The organism is Collimonas pratensis (genome assembly GCF_001584185.1).
GTDB classification, from domain to species: Bacteria; Pseudomonadota; Gammaproteobacteria; order Burkholderiales; family Burkholderiaceae_D; genus Collimonas; species Collimonas pratensis.
Genome location: NZ_CP013234.1, coordinates 601399 through 621809 on the forward strand (window position 1 = coordinate 601399; position 20411 = coordinate 621809).

At 59.5% G+C, this 20411-nt stretch carries 18 protein-coding genes; 17 read left to right on the forward strand and 1 reads right to left on the reverse strand.

Annotation, left to right across the window (positions count from 1 at the left end; translation table 11 throughout):
* Positions 1-14: 14 nt before the first annotated feature.
* The gene (locus CPter91_RS02690; protein ID WP_061936575.1) at positions 15-1106 is read right to left on the reverse strand and encodes an NAD(P)H-dependent flavin oxidoreductase; all 1092 of its coding nucleotides are present in this window, start codon (positions 1104-1106) and stop codon (positions 15-17) included.
* Positions 1107-1263: 157 nt separating this feature from the next.
* On the opposite strand from CPter91_RS02690, the gene CPter91_RS02695 reads away from it, so the two are divergent.
* From CPter91_RS02695 to hisD, 17 genes are all read left to right on the forward strand, one after another.
* The gene (locus CPter91_RS02695; RefSeq protein WP_061936578.1) at positions 1264-2214 is read left to right on the forward strand and encodes a LysR family transcriptional regulator; all 951 of its coding nucleotides are present in this window, start codon (positions 1264-1266) and stop codon (positions 2212-2214) included.
* A 119-nt stretch (positions 2215-2333) separates the two neighbouring features.
* Positions 2334-3344: an IS110 family RNA-guided transposase gene (locus CPter91_RS02700; RefSeq protein ID WP_061936580.1), complete on the forward strand. Its 1011-nt coding sequence runs from the start codon at positions 2334-2336 to the stop codon at positions 3342-3344.
* A 111-nt stretch (positions 3345-3455) separates the two neighbouring features.
* Positions 3456-4187: a transposase gene (locus CPter91_RS02705; RefSeq protein WP_061936583.1), complete on the forward strand. Its 732-nt coding sequence runs from the start codon at positions 3456-3458 to the stop codon at positions 4185-4187.
* 171 nt (positions 4188-4358) lie between these two features.
* Complete coding sequence (locus tag CPter91_RS02710; protein ID WP_061936586.1) at positions 4359-9047, forward strand: glutamate synthase-related protein; 4689 nt, start codon at positions 4359-4361, stop codon at positions 9045-9047.
* 105 nt (positions 9048-9152) lie between these two features.
* Positions 9153-10616: a glutamate synthase subunit beta gene (locus CPter91_RS02715; protein WP_061936589.1), complete on the forward strand. Its 1464-nt coding sequence runs from the start codon at positions 9153-9155 to the stop codon at positions 10614-10616.
* A gap of 227 nt (positions 10617-10843) precedes the next feature.
* Positions 10844-11647 (forward strand): ABC transporter ATP-binding protein, encoded by an 804-nt coding sequence (locus CPter91_RS02720; protein ID WP_061945768.1) that lies wholly within the window; start codon positions 10844-10846, stop codon positions 11645-11647.
* Positions 11647-12444, forward strand: coding sequence for a lipid asymmetry maintenance ABC transporter permease subunit MlaE (gene mlaE / locus CPter91_RS02725; protein WP_061936592.1), 798 nt, complete (start codon positions 11647-11649; stop codon positions 12442-12444). Before CPter91_RS02720 ends, mlaE begins: the two co-directional genes overlap by 1 nt.
* Before the next feature lie 130 nt (positions 12445-12574).
* Positions 12575-13048, forward strand: coding sequence for an outer membrane lipid asymmetry maintenance protein MlaD (mlaD, locus tag CPter91_RS02730; RefSeq protein ID WP_061936595.1), 474 nt, complete (start codon positions 12575-12577; stop codon positions 13046-13048).
* On the forward strand, positions 13045-13797 hold the full coding sequence (locus CPter91_RS02735) for an MlaA family lipoprotein (protein ID WP_061936598.1): 753 nt from the start codon (positions 13045-13047) through the stop codon (positions 13795-13797). Before mlaD ends, CPter91_RS02735 begins: the two co-directional genes overlap by 4 nt.
* Before the next feature lie 95 nt (positions 13798-13892).
* A complete protein-coding gene (locus CPter91_RS02740; protein WP_061936601.1) occupies positions 13893-14519 on the forward strand; it encodes an MlaC/ttg2D family ABC transporter substrate-binding protein in 627 nt (208 codons plus the stop codon).
* 43 nt (positions 14520-14562) lie between these two features.
* Entirely contained in the window at positions 14563-14856 is a 294-nt protein-coding gene (locus tag CPter91_RS02745) for an STAS domain-containing protein (RefSeq protein WP_061936603.1), read from the forward strand.
* Between the two features lie 183 nt (positions 14857-15039).
* Positions 15040-15993 (forward strand): ABC transporter ATP-binding protein, encoded by a 954-nt coding sequence (locus CPter91_RS02750; RefSeq protein WP_061936606.1) that lies wholly within the window; start codon positions 15040-15042, stop codon positions 15991-15993.
* Positions 15993-16748 carry an ABC transporter permease gene (locus tag CPter91_RS02755; protein WP_061945770.1) on the forward strand — a complete coding sequence of 252 codons (756 nt, stop codon included), beginning with the start codon at positions 15993-15995 and terminating at the stop codon, positions 16746-16748. Before CPter91_RS02750 ends, CPter91_RS02755 begins: the two co-directional genes overlap by 1 nt.
* A gap of 57 nt (positions 16749-16805) precedes the next feature.
* Positions 16806-17042 carry a BolA family protein gene (locus CPter91_RS02760; RefSeq protein ID WP_061936609.1) on the forward strand — a complete coding sequence of 79 codons (237 nt, stop codon included), beginning with the start codon at positions 16806-16808 and terminating at the stop codon, positions 17040-17042.
* 103 nt (positions 17043-17145) lie between these two features.
* Positions 17146-18396, forward strand: a complete 1251-nt coding sequence (murA, locus tag CPter91_RS02765; protein ID WP_061936612.1) for a UDP-N-acetylglucosamine 1-carboxyvinyltransferase — start codon at positions 17146-17148, stop codon at positions 18394-18396.
* Positions 18393-19040, forward strand: coding sequence for an ATP phosphoribosyltransferase (gene hisG, locus CPter91_RS02770; protein WP_061936615.1), 648 nt, complete (start codon positions 18393-18395; stop codon positions 19038-19040). Before murA ends, hisG begins: the two co-directional genes overlap by 4 nt.
* 42 nt (positions 19041-19082) lie before the next feature.
* Positions 19083-20408 (forward strand): histidinol dehydrogenase, encoded by a 1326-nt coding sequence (gene hisD / locus CPter91_RS02775; protein WP_061936617.1) that lies wholly within the window; start codon positions 19083-19085, stop codon positions 20406-20408.
* The last annotated feature ends 3 nt before the right edge of the window (positions 20409-20411 follow it).

Consider the following 20411-nt stretch of genomic DNA (forward strand, 5'->3'; position numbering starts at 1 on the left):
ATTGGCTTCTCGCGTTAGTAGTTGATGGCATGCGGCGCCTGCAGTTCAGCCGCCAGCGTGGCGACCAGTTGCGCTGCCGGCATCGGCCGCGCCATGGCCACGCCCTGGCCGGCCCAGAGCGACATGAATTCCGGCCGGCCGAGCTTGGCTGCGGTCTGGCGGATTTCAGCGCTCAGGGCATTTTGCACCGGATACGCTGGCAGCGCGCCTTCATGGGTCGCCATTTGCTCCATGTAGGCATTGACGATGCCGCGGGCATGGCGGCCCGAGAAGCTGCGGGTCAGGCGTGTGCTGTCGTCGCGTGCGACGGCCAGCTGCGCGCGCCATGCAGGCGCGATGCCGGATTCCGGACAAGCCAGGAAGGCGGTGCCGAGCTGTGCTGCCTGGGCGCCCAGCAGCAGGGCGGCAGCGATGCCGCGGCCATCCATGATGCCACCGGCGGCGATCAGCGGCAGCTTAACCGCCGCCGCTGCCTGCGGGATCAGCGTCATCAAGCCGACGCTGGATTGTTCGATGTTGCCGAGGAAGGTGGCGCGATGGCCGCCGGCTTCAGAGCCCTGCAGGCAAACGAAATCCGCGCCGGCCTGTTCCCAGGCCACCGCTTCGGCCACCGTGGTGGCGGTGCCGATCACCTTGCTGCCTTTGGCCTGGAACTGCGCCACCGTATCGGCGGACAGGATGCCGAAGGTGAAGCTAACCACCGGCGGCGCGGCTTCCAGCAAGGCAGCCAGTTGCTCCTCGAAATTCTCGCTGTATTTCTGCGGCCGTGTTGCGGGACCAAGGCCGAGCGCGTCACGGAACGGCAGCAGAAGTTCTTCTGCCATGGCGATTTCTGCTTCGGGGGGCTGGCTGGTTTCCAGGATGAATAAATTGACATTGAAAGGTCGTGTCGTCAGTGTGCGGATCTTCTTCACCGCTTCGATGATCGCAGGAGGCGAAAGCAGCGCGGCCGCAAACGAACCCAGGCCGCCGGCGTTGCAGACTTGCGTCACCAATTCAATCGGCGAGCCGCCGTTCATGGGGCCCTGCACGATCGGATAGCGGAGGTCGAGCTGTGCGGCGAACGATGCGCTGTGCGAGGCGGAATGCAAGTGGATGCTGGGCATGTTGAGGCTCCTGAGGAAAGACCATCTTGATACGGTTGTACTCTAAACGACATGGCGCCGGCACTGCACCGGGTTGGATGGTATTCATCCTACCTTGACATAATCATCCTGAAAAATGAATAATAAGAATGTTATCCATCTTTAAATGAGATGATCTATGGATCTCCTGTCTCTGGAAATCTTCCGCACGGTAGTGCGCGAGGGTGGCATTACCCGCGCAGCGGAGCAATTGCACCGAGTGCAATCGAATGTCACCACCCGCATCCGCCAGCTGGAGCAATCGCTGGGCGTCAGCCTGTTTTCCCGCAACCACAAGCGTCTGGTGCTGACGCCGGCCGGTGAAACCCTGCTGGACTATGCTGAGCGCCTGCTGAACCTTGCCATTGAGGCACGCGAAGCGGTGCAGCCGGCCGTACCGCAAGGGCGCTTGCGCATAGGCTCCATGGAAAGCACCGCGGCCAGCCGCTTGCCGCTGCCGCTGGCGCGCTTCCACCAGCAATGGCCGGCCGTGCAGCTGGAACTGAGCACCGGCCCGACCCAGCAACTGATCGACCGCGTACGCGCTTTCACCCTCGATGCCGCACTGGTTGCCGGACCATTGGAAGACCCGCTGTTGACGATCTTGCCCCTGTATGCCGAAGAGCTGGTGCTGCTGGCCCCGCGCAACCACCCGCCGATCAACAGCCCGGACGACCTCCAGACCCACACCCTGATCGCCTTCGAAAACGGCTGCGCCTACCGCCGCCACGCCGAAAACTGGCTAGCCTCAGGCAGCATCCCGGGCCGCCGCCCCGACCGCATCCTCGAGCTAGGCTCCTATCACGCCATGCTGGCCTGTGTCGCCGCCGGCGCCGGCGTCGCCCTGGCGCCGCGCTCCGTACTCGAACTCCACAACTGCAGCGAAAGCCTCGCAATCCACCCCATCGGCCCCGCCGGCCAAGTCCCCACCTACCTGATCCGCCGCCACGACTACAGCTCCCCAGCCTTCGACGCCCTCAGCCAGATCCTTCAGGACGAAGCAATAAATCGACTCTCGTATATTGAACCTACCGCGTCGCCATCGGATAATAAGGATGTAGAAGCGGCCGGGCAGAGTGATGCCGATTAGACTGAGTGCCATTGAGCACGTGGGTCAGATAGGCGCCTCTGCCTGTTTCATTTTATAAGTCCGAACGGTATCTTGGACCATCGCCTGATGCGTAAGCCCGCATACGAGAAAGGTCAAAAATGGAAACGGTATGTGCAGTTGTTGGTATCGATGTGAGCAAGAAGAAGCTCGATATTGCCTTGCTGGTCAACGGCAAGACCAAGGCCAAGGTGGTGGAGAATTCTGCCGACGGATACAAATCACTCCTGGAGTGGCTAAGCAAGGCGAAAGTCGCTAAAGAAACGCTGCATGTCTGCATGGAGGCCACTGGGATTTATTATGAGCCGGTGGCATTGGCGCTGCATGACGCAGGAGTGAGCGTTAGCGTGGTCAATCCGGCCTGCATCAAAGGCTTCGGCCATAGTGAAAATATTCGCAACAAGAACGACATCGCCGATGCCGGCCTCATTGCGCGCTATTGCGCCGCCATGAAGCCGGCACCTTGGATGCCGCCACCGCTGGAGCAACGCCAGCTGCGGGCCTGGTCGCTGCGAGTACAAGCCTTAAAAGATATTCGCCAGCAGGAACAAAATCGGCTTGAAGCCAACACCTTCACCGGCATGACCGACGTCGCCGACCATGTGAACCAACACATCGCCTGGCTAAGCACCGAAATCAAGAAGTTGGAGGAGGACATCAATGATCACATTGATCGACATCCCGGCCTCAAGCGTGATGCCGAACTCATCACCAGCATCCCGGGCATCGGCACCACCACGGTGGCAAGAATCCTGGGTCAGTTAGGCGATATCCGTCGATTTGGCAGCGGCAAGGCATTTGCCGCATTTCTCGGCGTAACCCCGAAACAACGCAGCTCCGGCACCTCCATCAAAGGTCGAACCATGATTAGCCGGGCAGGAAGCAAGTCGATGCGAGCGGCGCTTTACATGCCTAGCTTGGTAGCATGTCGACACAACCCGCTACTACGTTGCTTTGCTGAGCGGCTATTGGCCACCGGCATGGCGAAAAAGGCCGTCATCGGCGCTGTCATGCACAAAATGACACATCTGATTTACGGAGTGGTTCGTACTGGCAAGCCCTTCGATCCAAATTATTTAACTAACGGGCTTGCTATTCAAGACGGTATCTGACCCCAATTAAGTAAAAACAATTAGGGTCAGAGTCGATTTAAGAAAGCACTAATGGGGTCAGAGTCGAATTAATGGATAAAATGAAGGCACCTAAACTGCTTTCCTTTTGTCATGGCTCGCTTACCTCGTCTCGTCATTCCCAATCAGCCGCACCACCTTATTCAGCGGGGTGTTGACCGGCAGGCAATTTTCCGTGAAACCGAAGATTATGTGAATTTTCTGGGCCGTTTGCGCGATGCGGCCAGGCAGTTCAAGGTCGCTATCCATGGCTATGTGCTGATGACTAATCATATTCACTTGCTGGCGACGCCTAGCGACGTGGAGGGCTTGGCACGGATGATGCAGTGGGTAGGGAGACATTATGTGCCATATTTCAATCAGAAATATGCACGTGAAGGGACTTTGTGGCAGGGACGCTACAGGGCCACAGTGATCGATTCAGAGCGCTATTTCATGTTGTGCAGCTGCTACATCGACCAGAATCCGGTGCGCGCCGGCATTACTTCGTCGCCGGGAGAGTACCCCTGGTCGAGTTATCTGCACCATGTTGGGGTTAAGCCGGATCCGCTGGTGACCGACCATGCCTTGTACTGGGCCTTGGGCAACACGCCTTTTGACCGTGAAGCTGCATATAAGGAAATGGCTGAGCAAGCGCTTACATCGACAGAGGCGAAGCAATTGATGGATGCCACCAACAAGGGCTGGCCGCTAGGCTCTGAAATGTTCAAGGCCAAGCTGGAAAAACAGGGCTCGGCGAGAGTGCGCCCGGCCCGGCGGGGGCGGCCTTTCAAGGCGCGGCCGGAGTCGGCAGAGGCCGTAGCGGCGCCGGCAACAAAAAAATAACAGAAATGATGACCAGGCATTCGAATGCATCAAATTGACTCTGACCCTATTTAATTTTGGTGCAAAAATAATCCTAATTAATTTGACTCTGACCCTAATTATTGTGATTGAAGTCTGTGGACGTCTGCACTATTCTTAATATCCTTACTCTCAAAGTGGTGGAGCAACGTTATGCAAGCGCAAGGTTTATACGATCCGGCTAATGAACACGATGCCTGTGGCGTCGGTTTTATTGCTCACATCAAAGGCAACAAGAGCCACTCGGTCATTGAGCAGGGTTTGCTGATCCTGAAGAATCTCGATCACCGGGGTGCGGTTGGGGCGGATAAGCTGATGGGCGACGGCGCTGGGATCTTGATTCAGGTGCCGGACCAGTTCTACCGCGAAGAGATGGCGAAGCTGGGCGTGACCTTGCCGCCGCCAGGCGAATTCGGCGTCGGCATGGTGTTCTTGCCAAAAGAGAACGCTTCCCGCATCGCTTGCGAGCAGGAGATCGAACGCGCGGTGCTGGCTGAAGGCCAGGTCGTGCTGGGCTGGCGTGATGTGCCGGTGGATATCGAAATGCCGATGTCGCCCACCGTGCGCGACAAGGAACCGGTGATCCGCCAGATCTTTATCGGCCGCGGCCCGGACATCATGGTCACCGATGCACTCGAGCGTAAGTTGTATGTGATCCGTAAATCCTCTGGCCACGCGATCCAGGCTCTGAACCTGTTGCACGGCAAGGAATTCTTCGTGCCGTCGATGTCGGCCCGTACCGTGGTCTACAAGGGCTTGCTGCTGGCGGACCAGGTCGGCGTCTATTACAAGGACCTGCAGGATCCGCGTTGCCTGTCGGCGCTGGCGCTGGTGCATCAACGCTTCTCCACCAATACTTTCCCGGAATGGCCGCTGGCCCACCCGTATCGCCTGCTGGCGCACAACGGCGAAATCAACACCGTCAAGGGCAACTTCAACTGGATGCGCGCGCGTGAAGGCGTGATGAAGTCGCACGTGCTGGGCGACGACCTGAAGAAGCTGTTCCCGCTGATCTATGAAGGCCAGTCCGACACCGCCTGTTTCGACAACGCGTTGGAACTGTTGCTGATGGCCGGTTATCCGATCGCCCAGGCGATGATGATGATGATCCCGGAAGCGTGGGAAAACCACACCACCATGGATGACAACCGCCGCGCCTTCTACGAATACCACGCCGCGATGATGGAGCCATGGGATGGCCCGGCAGCGATGGCGTTTACCGACGGCCGCCACATCGGCGGCACGCTGGACCGCAACGGCTTGCGCCCGGCGCGTTACATCGTCACTGACGACGACTTCGTGGTGATGGCCTCCGAATCCGGCGTGCTGCCGATCCCGGAATCCAAGATCATCCAGAAATGGCGTCTGCAGCCGGGCAAGATGTTCCTGATCGACCTTGACGCCGGCCGCATCATCGACGACAAGGAATTGAAAGACACTTTCGCCAACGCCAAGCCCTACAAGCAGTGGATCGAATCGGTGCGGGTCAAGCTGGACGAGCTGAAAGCGGAGCCGTCCGAATCCGGCTCCACCATCCCGCTGCTGGATCGCCAGCAGCTGTTCGGCTACACCCAGGAAGACATCAAGTTCTTGATGTCGCCGATGGCGGCTGCCGCCGAAGAGGCGATCGGCTCGATGGGCAACGACTCGCCGCTGGCGGTCATGTCCAACAAGAACAAGACCCTGTACCACTACTTCAAGCAATTGTTCGCGCAAGTCACCAACCCGCCGATCGATCCGATCCGTGAAGCGATGGTGATGTCGCTGGTGTCCTTCATCGGACCAAAGCCGAACATGCTGGACACCAACAACATCAACCCGCCGATGCGCTTGGAAGTGTCGCAGCCTATCCTCAACTACGACGATATCGCCAAGTTGCGCAACATCAGCGCCCACACTGGGGGTAAATTTAAATCGCATGAGCTGAACATCTGCTATCCGGTTGCATGGGGCAAGGAAGGCATCGAAGCGCGCCTGGCCTCGCTGTGCGCCAAGGCGGTCGATGCGGTCAAGTCCGGCCACAATATCCTGATCGTGTCGGACCGCAAGGTCGACGCCGAGCAAGTGGCGATTCCAGCCCTGCTGGCCACTTCGGCCATCCACCAGCATCTGGTGAGCAAGGGCCTGCGTACTTCAACCGGCCTGGTGGTGGAAACCGGTTCGGCGCGCGAGACGCATCACTTTGCACTGCTGGCGGGTTACGGCGCGGAAGCTATCCATCCCTATCTGGCGATGGATACCCTGACCGAGCTGGCGCATGGCTTGCCGGGCGCGCTGTCGCCGGAAAAAGCCATCTACAACTTCCAGAAGGCGGTTGGCAAGGGCTTGCTGAAAGTCATGTCGAAGATGGGTATTTCGACTTACATGTCGTATTGCGGCGCGCAGATTTTCGAAGCTATCGGTCTGAACAAGGCCATGACCCAGAAGTACTTCAAGGGCACCGCATCGAATGTCGAAGGCATCGGCGTGTTTGAAGTGGCGGAAGAAGCTTTGCGCCTGCATCGCGCTGCCTTCAGCGACGATCCGGTGCTGGCCAACGCGCTCGACGCCGGCGGCGAATACGCTTTCCGTATCCGTGGCGAAGAGCACATGTGGACGCCGGATGCGATCGCCAAGCTGCAGCATTCGACCCGTTCCAACAATTTCAACAGCTATAAAGAGTACGCCCAGCTGATCAACGATCAGTCCAAGCGTCACATGACCCTGCGCGGCTTGTTTGAATTCAAGCTCGATCCGAGCAAGGCGATCCCGCTGGACGAAGTCGAGCCGGCCAAGGAAATCGTCAAGCGTTTCGCTACCGGCGCGATGTCGCTCGGTTCGATTTCGACCGAAGCGCACGCCACGCTGGCAGTGGCGATGAACCGCATCGGCGGCAAGTCGAATACCGGCGAAGGCGGCGAAGACGAGAACCGCTATCGCCAGGAACTCAAGGGCATCCCGATCAAGCAGGGCGAGACGCTGGCGTCGGTGATCGGCAAGGACCGCATCGAGGTCGATATCCCGCTGCAAGCCGGCGATTCGCTGCGTTCGCGCATCAAGCAGGTGGCGTCGGGACGTTTCGGCGTTACTGCCGAGTACCTGATTTCGGCCGACCAGATCCAGATCAAGATGGCGCAGGGCGCCAAGCCGGGCGAGGGCGGCCAGCTGCCGGGCCACAAGGTGTCCGAGTACATCGCCAAGCTGCGTTTCTCAGTGCCGGGCGTGGGCCTGATTTCGCCGCCGCCGCACCATGACATCTATTCGATCGAAGACCTGGCGCAGCTGATCCATGATCTCAAGAACGTCAATCCGCGCGCTTCGATTTCAGTCAAGCTGGTGTCGGAAGTGGGCGTCGGTACGGTGGCAGCAGGCGTGGCCAAGGCCAAGTCGGATCACGTCGTGATCGCCGGCCATGACGGCGGCACCGGCGCTTCGCCGCTGTCCTCGATCAAGCATGCCGGTTCGCCATGGGAACTGGGCCTGGCCGAAACCCAGCAGACGCTGGTGCTGAACGGCTTGCGCAACCGCATCCGGGTCCAGGCCGACGGCCAGATGAAGACCGGCCGCGATGTCGTCATTGGCGCGCTGCTGGGTGCGGATGAATTCGGCTTTGCGACTGCGCCGCTGGTGGTGGAAGGCTGCATCATGATGCGCAAGTGCCATCTGAACACTTGCCCGGTCGGCGTCGCCACGCAAGATCCGGTGCTGCGCGCCAAGTTCTCCGGCAAGCCGGAACACGTGGTCAATTTCTTCTTCTTCATCGCGGAAGAAGTGCGCCAGATCATGGCGCAGCTGGGCCTGCGCGATTTCAACGAACTGATCGGCCGCGCCGACCTGCTCGACAAATCGCGCGCACTGACCCACTGGAAAGCACAGGGCTTGGATTTCAGCCGCATTTTCTACCAGCCGGCCCTGCCGGAAGGTGGCGTGTATTACCACACCGAAGAGCAGGATCATGGCCTGGCCAAGGCGCTCGACCACAAGTTGATCGCGCAAGCGAAAGCCGCGCTGGACAAGGGCGAGCGGGTCTCGTTCATCTCACCGATCCGCAACCTCAACCGCACCGTCGGCGCCATGCTGTCCGGCGAAGTCGCCAAGAAATACGGTCATGAGGGCCTGCCCGACGACACCATCCATATCCAGCTGCAAGGCACCGCAGGCCAGTCGGCTGGCGCGTTCCTGGCGCATGGCGTGACGCTGGATCTGGTTGGCGAGGGCAATGACTACGTCGGCAAGGGCTTGTCGGGCGGCCGCATCATCGTCCGTCCGAACACCGAGTTCCGTGGCCGCGCGGTCGACAACATCATCGCCGGCAACACGGTGCTGTACGGTGCGATTGCCGGCGAGGCTTTCCTCAACGGTGTCGCCGGCGAGCGCTTCGCGGTGCGTAACTCGGGCGCCATCGCGGTGGTCGAAGGTACTGGCGATCACGGTTGCGAATACATGACCGGCGGCACGGTAGTGGTGCTGGGCGAAACCGGCCGCAACTTCGGCGCCGGCATGTCGGGCGGCCTGGCGTATGTCTACGATCCGGACGGCACTTTCGCTGCGCAATGCAATATGGCGATGGTCACGCTGGAGTCGGTGTTGAGCCAGGGCGAGCAGGAAGCCACCATCGACAAGGCGATCTGGCACAGCACCACGCGCGGCGGCGAAGTGCAGGCCGACGAAGCGATCCTGAAGGGACTGATCGAGCGTCACTTCAAGTACACCGGCAGCACGCGCGCGCGCAACTTGCTGGATAACTGGGTCGTGTCGCGCAGCAAGTTCGTCAAGGTGTTCCCGACTGAGTACAAGCGGGCGCTGGGCGAGTTGAACGCGGTCGCGAGCGCGGCGCCGGCCAAAGAAAAAGTCGCCGCGTAACCGTTAATTTACGCGTCAGCTTACACCTCACTTAGCCAAGTAAAGATAAGGAGTGCCGCGGCGGATTTTGCCGCGGCGCATCCTGCAGCCAGAAAGCGGAAGAAAATGGGAAAAGTAACAGGATTTATGGAATTTCAGCGAGTCGGCGAAACGTACGAAGCGCCGCAGGCACGCAAGAAGCACTACAAGGAATTCATCCTCAGCCTGAGCGACAGCGACGCCAAAACCCAGGGCGCGCGTTGCATGGATTGCGGTATTCCGTTCTGCAACAACGGCTGCCCGGTCAACAACATTATTCCTGACTGGAATGACCTGGTGTATCGCGGCGCCTACAGCGAAGCGCTGGAAACCCTGCATTCGACCAATAATTTTCCGGAATTTACCGGCCGCATCTGCCCGGCGCCTTGCGAGAGCGCCTGCACCCTGGGCATCAACAGCGACCCGGTCGGCATCAAGTCGATCGAGCATTTCATCGTCGACAAGGGCTGGGAAAACGGCTGGATCGTGCCGCAACCGCCCCTGGTGAAAACCGGCAAGAAAGTCGCGGTGGTCGGTTCCGGCCCTGCCGGCCTGGCGGCGGCGCAGCAGCTGGCGCGCATCGGCCATGACGTCACGGTGTTTGAAAAGAGCGACCGCGTCGGCGGCTTGCTGCGTTACGGCATCCCCGATTTCAAGATGGAAAAATCGCATATCGACCGTCGCGTCGAGCAGATGGAAGCGGAAGGCGTGACTTTCCGTACCAGCGTGCTGGTGGGCAAGGATTTCCCGGCCAACGTCAATAACTGGGCCAAGAAGACTGTCTCACCGGAAGAACTGAAGGCAGAGTTCGACGCGGTGGTGATTGCCGGCGGCGCCGAGCAGCCGCGCGATCTGCCTGTGCCTGGCCGTGAACTCAAGGGCGTGCATTTCGCCATGGATTTCCTGCCGCAGCAAAACAAGATCAATGCCGGCGACAAGGTCAAGGACCAGATCCTGGCAGGCGGCAAGCACGTGGTGGTGATCGGCGGCGGCGATACCGGTTCCGACTGCGTCGGTACCTCGAACCGCCAGGGCGCGGCATCGATCCAGCAGTTCGAACTGATGCCGCAACCGCCGGAACAGGAAAACAAGCCGCTGGTCTGGCCTTACTGGCCAACCAAGCTGCGCACCTCGTCCTCGCACGACGAAGGCTGCGAGCGCGACTGGGCGGTGGCGACCAAGCGCCTGGAAGGTAAAAATGGTAAGGTCGAGAAACTGATCGCTGCCCGTGTCGAATGGAAAGACGGCAAGATGCAGGAAGTGCCGGACTCGGAATTCGAAATGAAGGCCGACCTGGTGTTCCTGGCGATGGGCTTCGTCTCGCCGGTGGCGCAGGTGCTTGAAGCGTTTGGCGTCGACAAGGATGCGCGCGGCAACGCCAAGGCCAGCACGGAAGGCGATGCCTGCTACAAGACTTCCGTGGATAAAGTGTTCGCAGCCGGCGACATGCGGCGCGGCCAGTCGCTGGTGGTGTGGGCGATCCGCGAAGGCCGCCAGTGCGCGCGCGCAGTGGATGAGTACCTGATGGGCGCGTCGGTTTTGCCGCGCTGATTTTTGATGCACTGCAGCTTAAACTCTGCAGTTGGAAGCAAAAAAGAGTATGTCCGGGGCAATACCGACATACTCTTTTTTTCTGTATGCAGCATTTTGTTCATGCATTCAGGCAATAGTCAAACTGTTGTAATAGAGGCACATGTCGGTCTGACTACTATTGCCGCACCCTGAACGATTGTCGCATTTGCACTACAATACCCCCTTTGATTTATTCGGTGAGCAGTGTGGCAAATATCGTCGAAATTCGTGATCTGCAGTTTGGCTATGGTGAGAGGTCGATTTTATCGGGTCTCAACATGGACTTCGCACGCGGCAAGGTGATCGCCGTCATGGGCGGCTCCGGCTCCGGCAAAACCACGATCCTGCGTCTGATCGGCGGCCAGCTGAGTCCGCAGGCCGGCAGCGTCAAGGTCGACGGCGAAACCGTACACACTTTGTCGACCGCGGGCTTGTATGCGCTGCGGCGCAAGATGGGCATGCTGTTCCAGAGCGGCGCCTTGTTTACTGACTTGACGGCATTTGAAAACGTCGCCTTCCCGCTGCGCGAACACACCGATCTGCCGGAAGACCTGCTGAGCAAGCTGGTGCTGCTCAAGCTGAATGCGGTCGGCCTGCGCAATGCCGCGCAGCTGAAGCCGTCCGAGATTTCCGGCGGCATGGCGCGCCGGGTGGCGCTGGCGCGCGCGATCGCGCTGGATCCGTCGCTGATCATGTACGATGAACCTTTCGCCGGCCTTGATCCGATTTCGATGGGCGTCACCGCCAACCTGATCCGCAAGCTCAACGATGCGCTTGGCTCCACCAGCATCCTGGTATCGCATGACGTCCACGAATCGTTCGGCATCGCCGACTATGTGTATTTCCTGTCCCAGGGGCAGATCGTGGCGCAGGGTACGCCGGCCGAGATGCAGGCATCGAACCATCCGTACGTGAAGCAATTCGTCAATGCCGAACCTGACGGACCGGTACCCTTCCATTATCCAGGCAAGTCGCTGGCCGAGGATCTTGGCATGAAGGGGCGCACCTGATGAGCTCTATCGTTAAATTTGTAAGCAATTCCCTTGCGGCAATCGGCCGTACGGTACGCGAGTCGATTGCCGGACTGGGTGTCGCCACCCGCATGTTCCTGGCGATCCTGCGCGCTTCGCTCGGTCTCTGGCGCAGGCCGCGGCTGATCACCGACCAGATTCATTTCATCGGCAACTATTCGCTGGTGATCATTGGCGTGTCCGGCTTGTTCGTCGGTTTCGTGCTGGGCCTGCAAGGGTATTACACTCTGAATAAATATGGTTCCGAACAGGCGCTGGGCTTGCTGGTGGCCTTGTCGCTGGTGCGTGAACTGGGTCCGGTGGTGACCGCGCTGCTGTTTGCCGGCCGTGCCGGTACCTCGCTGACGGCTGAAATCGGCCTGATGAAGGCTGGCGAGCAGCTGTCGGCCATGGAAATGATGGCGGTCGACCCGATGCAACGGGTAGTGGCGCCGCGTTTCTGGGCCGGCGTGGTAGCGATGCCGATGCTGGCGGCACTGTTCAGCGCCCTCGGCATCTATGGCGGCTACCTGGTCGGCGTCAAACTGATCGGCGTCGATGAAGGCGCGTTCTGGTCGCAAATGCAAGGCGGCGTCGATGTCTGGCTGGATGTGTTCAACGGCGTGGTAAAAAGCATCGTCTTCGGTATTGCCGTCACCTTCGTGGCGGTCTGGCAGGGTTATGAAGCCAAGCCGACGCCGGAAGGTGTTTCCCGGGCCACCACGCGCACCGTCGTGATTGCTTCGCTGGCAGTGTTGGGACTGGATTTCCTGCTGACAGCGTTGATGTTTAATTAGTTTTTGCGACCGGATTGCCGGTTTTGGCCGGAGTCAAGTTTGCTGTCGCGGGCAGCAGGGCGCTTTACTTCTCGTTACTATTCTCTTGAGGGATTATTCGCCTCAAGTGGTATTTTTAAGGTGATGAATCATGCAACAAAAAACAGTAGACGTATGGGTTGGTATGTTTGTCCTGGTCGGCGTCCTGGCTTTGGCGTTTCTGGCGCTGAAAGCCGGTAACCTGAGCACCTCGACTTTCAACAAGACTTATCCGGTAGTGACCCGGTTCGACAACATCGGCGGCTTGAAGGTGCGTGCTTCGGTCAGAAGCGCCGGTGTGGTGGTTGGACGGGTGGCGTCGATCAATTTCGACGACAAAAATTTCCAGGCCGTAGTAACCCTGAACATGGACCAGCGCTATCTGTTTCCACAAGACAGTTCGGCTAAGATCCTGACCGCAGGTTTGCTGGGCGAACAATATATCGGCATCGAGGCGGGCGGCGACACCAAGAACCTGGCTGCCGGCGATCGTATTAAATTAACGCAGTCTGCGATTGTGCTGGAGAACCTGATCAGTCAGTTCTTGTACAGCAAGGCCGCCGACGTAAAGGACACTGAACAATGAAAACCATGACTCGCTTCGGCTCGCTGGCCCTGATCGCCGCATTGAGCGGCTGTGCCACCACCAGCAATCCGCAAGACCCGCTGGAAGGCTTCAATCGCGCCATGTTCAGCTTCAACGACACGCTCGACAAGGTGGCCCTGAAGCCGGTCGCCACCGCTTACCGCAACTGGCTGCCAAGCTTTGTGCAGACTGGCGTCAACAACTTCTTCGGCAACCTGGGCGACGTCTGGAGCTCGGTCAACGGTTTCCTGCAGGGAAACGTTGCTGATGGTACGTCGGATGTGATGCGGGTTGCCGTCAATTCCACCCTCGGCCTGGGCGGTTTGCTGGATATCGGCTCGGAAGCCGGCTTGCAAAAACACAACAAGGATTTCGGCCAGACCTTGGGAAAATGGGGCGTAGGCTCCGGTCCTTACCTGGTGCTGCCGCTGTTCGGTCCGTCGAATATCCGCGATACCGCGGCGCTGCCAGTGGATTTCTACGGCGACATCTGGTCTTACAAGTACCCGGTGCGCTGGCGTAATACCGGTTCCGTGGTGCGCCTGATCGACAAGCGCGCCAACCTGCTGGATGCCGGCGATCTGCTGGAAGATGCGGCGCTGGATAAATATGAATTTGTCCGTGATGCCTACACGCAACGTCGCCAAAGCCAGATCCGCGGCAATGACGACGACCATGGAGACAAGGGCGGCGAAAAAGACAGCGACAAGAGCGATGCACCGGCAAAAACCAAGGCAGCCGACCAGTGAAACGCGGGCGGCTGGAACCGACGCTTGAATTTAGCGTCTTAGTCCCCACTTAGCAGCTGTTTGAGGCGTCTACAACCACCGAGATTGTTGAAAATATGAAAATTCTGAAAAAATACCTGGCGCTGTCGCTGACTGTCGGCAGCCTGTTGTTCACCGCCGCAGCGCAAGCGCAAGAAGCGCCTGACGCACTGGTCAAGCGCATCAGCCAGGATGTGATCGATTCCGCCAAGGCGGACAAAAGCATCCAGGGCGGTGATCAAAAACACATCCTGGCGCTGGTGGAAGAAAAAATCATTCCCTACGTCGACTTCGAGCGCATGACCTCGCTGGCGGCCGGCCGTTACTGGCGCGATGCTACTGATGATCAGAAGAAACAGCTGATCACCCAGTTCCGCAGCCTGCTGATCTACACCTATTCCGGCGCCCTGCGCCAGGTACGTGACCAGAAGATCGATTTCAAGCCGATGCGCAGCGATCCGGCCGATACCGACGTTGAAGTGCGTTCGCAAGTGATCCAGCCGCGCGGCGAGCCTATCCAGCTGAATTACCGTATGGAAAAATCCGGCACCAGCTGGAAGATCTATGATGTCAACGTACTGGGTGCCTGGCTCGTTGAGTCATATAAGGGAACATTTGCCTCGGAAATCGGCAAATCCGGCATCGACGGCCTGATCAAGGTGTTGACGGACAAGAACAAATCCCGTGCTGCTCAGGGCAAGTAATTCCAAGTTATACCAAAGTTGTAGATTTTATTGATTGATTACCATGTTCAGGCCATCTCACTCGCTTACTGTCGGTAACGCCAAGCTCACTCTGGAAGAGGGCTTGCGCGCGATCGCCGGTGGCGAGACCGAGATCGACCTGAGCGATGTGGTGGCGGTCGACTCGGCCGCCGTCGCAACCTTGCTGGCATGGCAAGTCGCGGCAATGAATCAAGGTTTGACCCTGCATTTTTCCAGCTTGCCAGCCAACCTGGAAAGCCTGATCGACCTTTACGGCGTCACCGATTTGCTGGCGCCGGCGGCAGTAGTTGTTGCTGCCAGTCCACGACATCACTGACATCATCCTTTCTCTCTCCAGTAGTCCGCCGGGTTTGTAGTCGTTGCCCGGCCTCAGCAGCAAAAATCCAATATAATCAAGGGTTACGCCATCAGGCGCAGCGCCAGAGCGGCTGGAAGCATTGTTTCCAGATACGCAAGCGGCAGCGGCGCGGCGGCACCCACACAGAGTATCCAGGCATCCATGGCGGCGATTCAGATCACTAACGTCAAGAAGCGTTACCAGTCCTTGCAGGCTTTGGGCGGCGTTTCACTGACCATCGAAGAAGGCGAATTCTTCGGCTTGCTCGGCCCTAACGGCGCCGGCAAAACCACCTTGATTTCCATCATTGCCGGTTTGAATCGTCCCGATTCCGGCAATGTCACGATCCATGGCCACGACGTGGTCAGCGACTACCGCGCTGCGCGCCGCAACCTGGGCGTGGTGCCGCAGGAGCTGGTGTTCGATCCCTTCTTCACGGTGCGCGAAACCCTGCGCATGCAGTCCGGCTATTACGGCTTGAAGAACAACGACAAATGGATCGACGAGGTGATGGAAAACCTCGATCTCACCAACAAGGCCGACACCAATATGCGCGCACTCTCCGGCGGCATGAAGCGCCGCGTGCTGGTGGCGCAGGCGCTGGTGCACAAGCCGCCCGTGATCGTGCTGGACGAGCCGACCGCCGGCGTCGACGTCGAACTGCGCCAGACCTTGTGGCGCTTCATTTCGCGCCTCAACCGCGAAGGCCACACCGTGGTCCTGACCACGCATTACCTGGAAGAAGCGCAGGAACAGTGCAACCGCATCGCCATGCTCAAGCTGGGGCAGGTGGTCGCGCTGGATACCACCTCGGCGTTGATCAAGCGCATCGCCGGTTCCCAGCTCATCGTGCAGCTCTCCAGCGGCAGTTTGCCGGAGGCCTTGCAGCACCTGGTGCTGCATGCGGACGGCGCCAAGTTTTCCTTGCGCGTCAACCAGTATGCCGATGTCGAACCGATCCTGGCTTCATTGCGCCAGGCCGGCGCGGTGATCGAAGACATGCAGCTGCAACAGGCCGATCTGGAAGACGTGTTCCTGCAGATCATGGATAGCAAGGTCAGCGCCAACGGCTTCAATGTCTACGCTGACGAATACAGTGCAGGCGGTGGCAAATGATGGTCGGTTTTCAAACACTGTTTTACAAGGAAGTGCTGCGCTTCTGGAAAGTCGCGACGCAAACCATCGGTGCGCCGATTCTCACCGCCATGCTGTACCTGCTGATTTTCGGCCACACGCTGAAAGACCACGTGGAAGTCTATCCGGGCGTGCAGTACACGGCTTTCCTGATTCCCGGCCTGGTGATGATGAGCGTGTTGCAAAATGCCTTCGCCAATACCTCGTCCTCGTTGACACAGTCGAAAATGACCGGCAATCTGGTGTTTGTCCTGCTGCCGCCGCTGTCGCACTGGGAGCTGTATGGCGGCTACGTGCTGGCCGCCGTGGTGCGTGGCCTGATGGTTGGCCTGGGCGTGTTCGTGATCACGGCCTGGTTCGGCAACCTGTCCTTCGTGGCGCCATGGTGGATCGTAATTTTCGCCTTCCTCGGCGCGGCGCTGCTGGGCACCATGGGTTTGATCGCCGGCATCTGGGCAGATAAGTTCGACCAGTTGGCGGTGTTCCAGAACTTCCTGATCATGCCGCTGACCTTCCTGGCCGGCGTGTTTTATTCGATCAAGTCGTTGCCGCCCTTCTGGCAAGCGGTGTCGCACCTGAATCCGTTCTTCTACATGATCGACGGCTTCCGCTACGGCTTCTTCGGCCAGTCCGACGTCAATCCGCTGGTCAGCCTGGCCATCATCTGCATCGCGCTGGCGCTGCTGTCGACGCTGGCGGTGCAGATGCTACGGCGTGGTTATAAGCTGCGCCACTAAATCCAATCGTTGCGTTCCGTTTGTTTCGTTCGTACAGTTAACCGGTAAGAAAATATCATGTTCCCAACACCCGATCTCGTTAAAAGTTACATCGCCGCCGGCCTAGAATGTTCGCACCTGGAAGTCGAGGGCGACGGCCAGCATTTCAAGGCGGTGATCGTGTCGGCGGCGTTTGCCGGCAAGCGCCCGATACAGCGCCACCAGATCGTCTACGCGGCCCTGGGCGACCGCATGCGCGAAGAGATCCATGCGCTGTCGATGAAGACCCTGACGCCCGAAGAATTTGCCGCTTAATTTACAAATTAATTGCGCGCCGGCTTGTCTAAGCCAGCGCAGCCCGATGAACATCTCTGGTCCGGATGGCCAGCCATAACGTGTAGCAAAGAGAGAAATAATAATGGATAAATTATTGATACAAGGCGGCAACCGCCTTTCCGGTGAAATCACTATTTCCGGCGCAAAAAATGCGGCGCTGCCTATCTTGTGCGCCGGTCTGTTGACCTCTGACCAGCTGCAGCTCAGCAATGTGCCGAACCTGCACGATGTCTCGACCATCCTCAAGCTGCTGCGCCAGATGGGTCTGAAAGCGACCCAGGACGGCCATTTCGTGACCCTGCAGGGCGACGCCATCAGCAATCTGGAAGCGCCGTATGAAATGGTGAAAACCATGCGCGCATCGATCCTGGTGCTGGGCCCGCTGCTGGCGCGCTTCGGCGAAGCCAAGGTATCGCTGCCGGGCGGCTGCGGCATCGGCTCGCGTCCGGTCGACCAGCACATCAAAGGTCTGCAAGCGATGGGCGCCGAAATTTCGATCGAAGCCGGCTACATCCATGCCAAGGCCAAGAAGCTGAAAGGCACCCGTGTCGTGACCGACATGATCACTGTCACCGGCACCGAAAACCTGCTGATGGCAGCGACCCTGGCCGACGGCGAAACCGTGCTGGAAAACGCCGCGCGCGAACCGGAAGTCAGCGACCTCGCCAACCTGCTGGTGGCGATGGGCGCCAAGATCGACGGCATCGGCACCGACCGCCTGGTGATCCAGGGTGTCGACAAGCTGCACGGCGCCGCACATTCGGTAATCGCCGACCGCATTGAAACCGGTACCTTCCTGTGCGCCGTGGCCGCCACCGGCGGTGACGTCATGCTGAAAAACACCCGCAGCCACATCCTCGACGCGGTGCTCGACAAGCTACGCGAAGCCGGCGTGATCCTGACTTCCGGCGACGACTGGATCCGCGTGCAGATGGCGGCGCGGCCGAAGGCAGTCAGCTTCCGCACTACCGAATATCCTGGCTTCCCGACCGACATGCAAGCGCAGTTCATGTCGCTCAACAGCATCGCCGAAGGCACCAGCCACGTCACCGAAACGATCTTTGAAAACCGTTTCATGCACGTGCAGGAAATGAACCGCCTCGGCGCTGCCATCGATGTGCAAGGCAATACCGCCATCATCAAGGGTGTCGACCATCTGGTCGGCGCGCCGGTCATGGCGACCGATTTGCGCGCTTCCGCTTCGCTGGTGATCTCCGGCCTGGTGGCGCAGGGCCAGACCATGATCGAGCGCGTGTATCACCTCGATCGCGGCTACGATCAGATGGAGCGCAAGCTGTCGGCTGTCGGCGCCAACATCGAAAGAATCAAATGAGCCAGAAGCTGACCCTGGCCCTGTCCAAGGGCCGCATCTTCGAAGAGACGTTGCCGCTGCTGAAGGCGGCCGGCATCGAAGTCACGGAAGATCCGGAAACCTCGCGCAAGCTGATCCTGTCGACCAATGATCCGCTGGTCAATGTCATTATCGTCCGTGCCTCCGATGTGCCGACCTATGTGCAATACGGCGCCGCCGATTTCGGCGTGGCCGGCAAGGATGTGCTGCTGGAACACGGCGGCGAAGGCTTGTATCAGCCGATCGACCTGGAAATCGCCAAGTGCCGCATGTCGGTCGCGGTGTCCGCCGGCTTTGACTATGCCAGCGCGATCCGCCAGGGCGCGCGTTTGCGCGTGGCCACCAAATACCTGCTGACGGCACGCGAGCATTTTGCCGCCAAAGGCATGCACGTCGATCTCATCAAGTTGTACGGCTCGATGGAGCTGGCGCCGCTGGTGGGGCTGGCTGACGCCATCGTCGACCTGGTCAGCACCGGCGGCACCCTGCGCGCCAACAACTTGGTTGAAGTCGAACACATCATGGACATTTCATCGCGCCTGGTGGTCAACCAGGCTGCCCTGAAACTGAAGCGCGAACGGCTGCAACCGATCCTGGATGCATTCGAACGGGCTTCCGTCAAATAAAGTCCGATTAAAGCCCATAAGCGACAAACTGGAAGCAGCAACATGAGCATAGCAATCAGAAAACTCGATGCGGCGCAGCCGGATTTCCAGGCGCAACTGAATGCCGTGCTGGCCTTCGAGGCCGGCGAAGATGAAGCCATCGATCAGGCTGCCGCACGCATCCTGGCCGACGTCAAGGCGCGCGGCGACGCCGCCGTGCTGGAATACACCAACCGTTTCGACCGCGTCAGCGCCAGCAGCGTCGGCGCCCTGGAAATCGGCCAGCAGGAATTGCAGGATGCCCTGGCGCAGTTGTCGCCGGAGCGCCGCAGCGCCTTGCAGACCGCCGCCGACCGCGTGCGCGCCTATCATCAGCGGCAAAAAGTCGAATGCGGCTCGGACGGCTTCAGCTACACCGAAGCCGACGGCACCGTGCTCGGACAAAAAGTGACGCCGCTGGACCGCGTCGGCATCTACGTCCCCGGCGGCAAGGCCGCTTATCCTTCGTCGGTGCTGATGAATGCCATCCCGGCCAAGGTTGCCGGCGTGCAGGAAATCATCATGGTGGTGCCGACCCCGGACGGCGTCAAGAATCCGCTGGTGCTGGCTGCCGCGGCCATCGCCGGCGTCGACCGCGTGTTCACCATCGGCGGCGCGCAAGCGGTCGCTGCGCTGGCTTACGGCACGGACTCTATTCCGCAAGTCGACAAGATCGTCGGTCCTGGCAACGCCTATGTGGCGGCGGCCAAGCGGCGCGTGTTCGGCACGGTCGGCATCGACATGATTGCCGGCCCCTCGGAAATCCTGGTGATCTGCGACGGCACGACCGATCCCGACTGGATCGCAATGGACCTGTTCTCGCAGGCCGAGCACGACGAGCTGGCGCAATCCATTCTGCTATGCCCGGATGCAGACTATATCGCGGCGGTGGAAGCCAGCATCAACCGCCAGCTGGCGCTGATGCCGCGCCATGAAGTGATCCGTACCTCGCTGACCGACCGCGGCGCGCTGATCAAGGTGCGCGATCTGGAACAAGCCTGCGAAATCGCCAACCATATCGCCGCCGAGCATCTGGAAATCTCGACCGACAATCCGCAGCATTGGGCCGACCGCATCCGCCATGCAGGCGCCATGTTCCTGGGCCGTTTTTCGTCGGAAGCGCTGGGCGATTATTGCGCCGGCCCGAACCACGTGCTGCCGACTTCGCGCACCGCGCGCTTCTCGTCGCCGCTCGGCGTCTACGATTTTCAGAAGCGTTCCAGCATGATCAACATCAGCGCCGCCGGCGCCCAGACCCTGGGCAAAGTAGCGGCGGAACTGGCTTACGGCGAAGGCTTGCAGGCGCATGCACGCTCGGCCGAGTATCGCCTGGAAGACGGCAAGCAATGATGA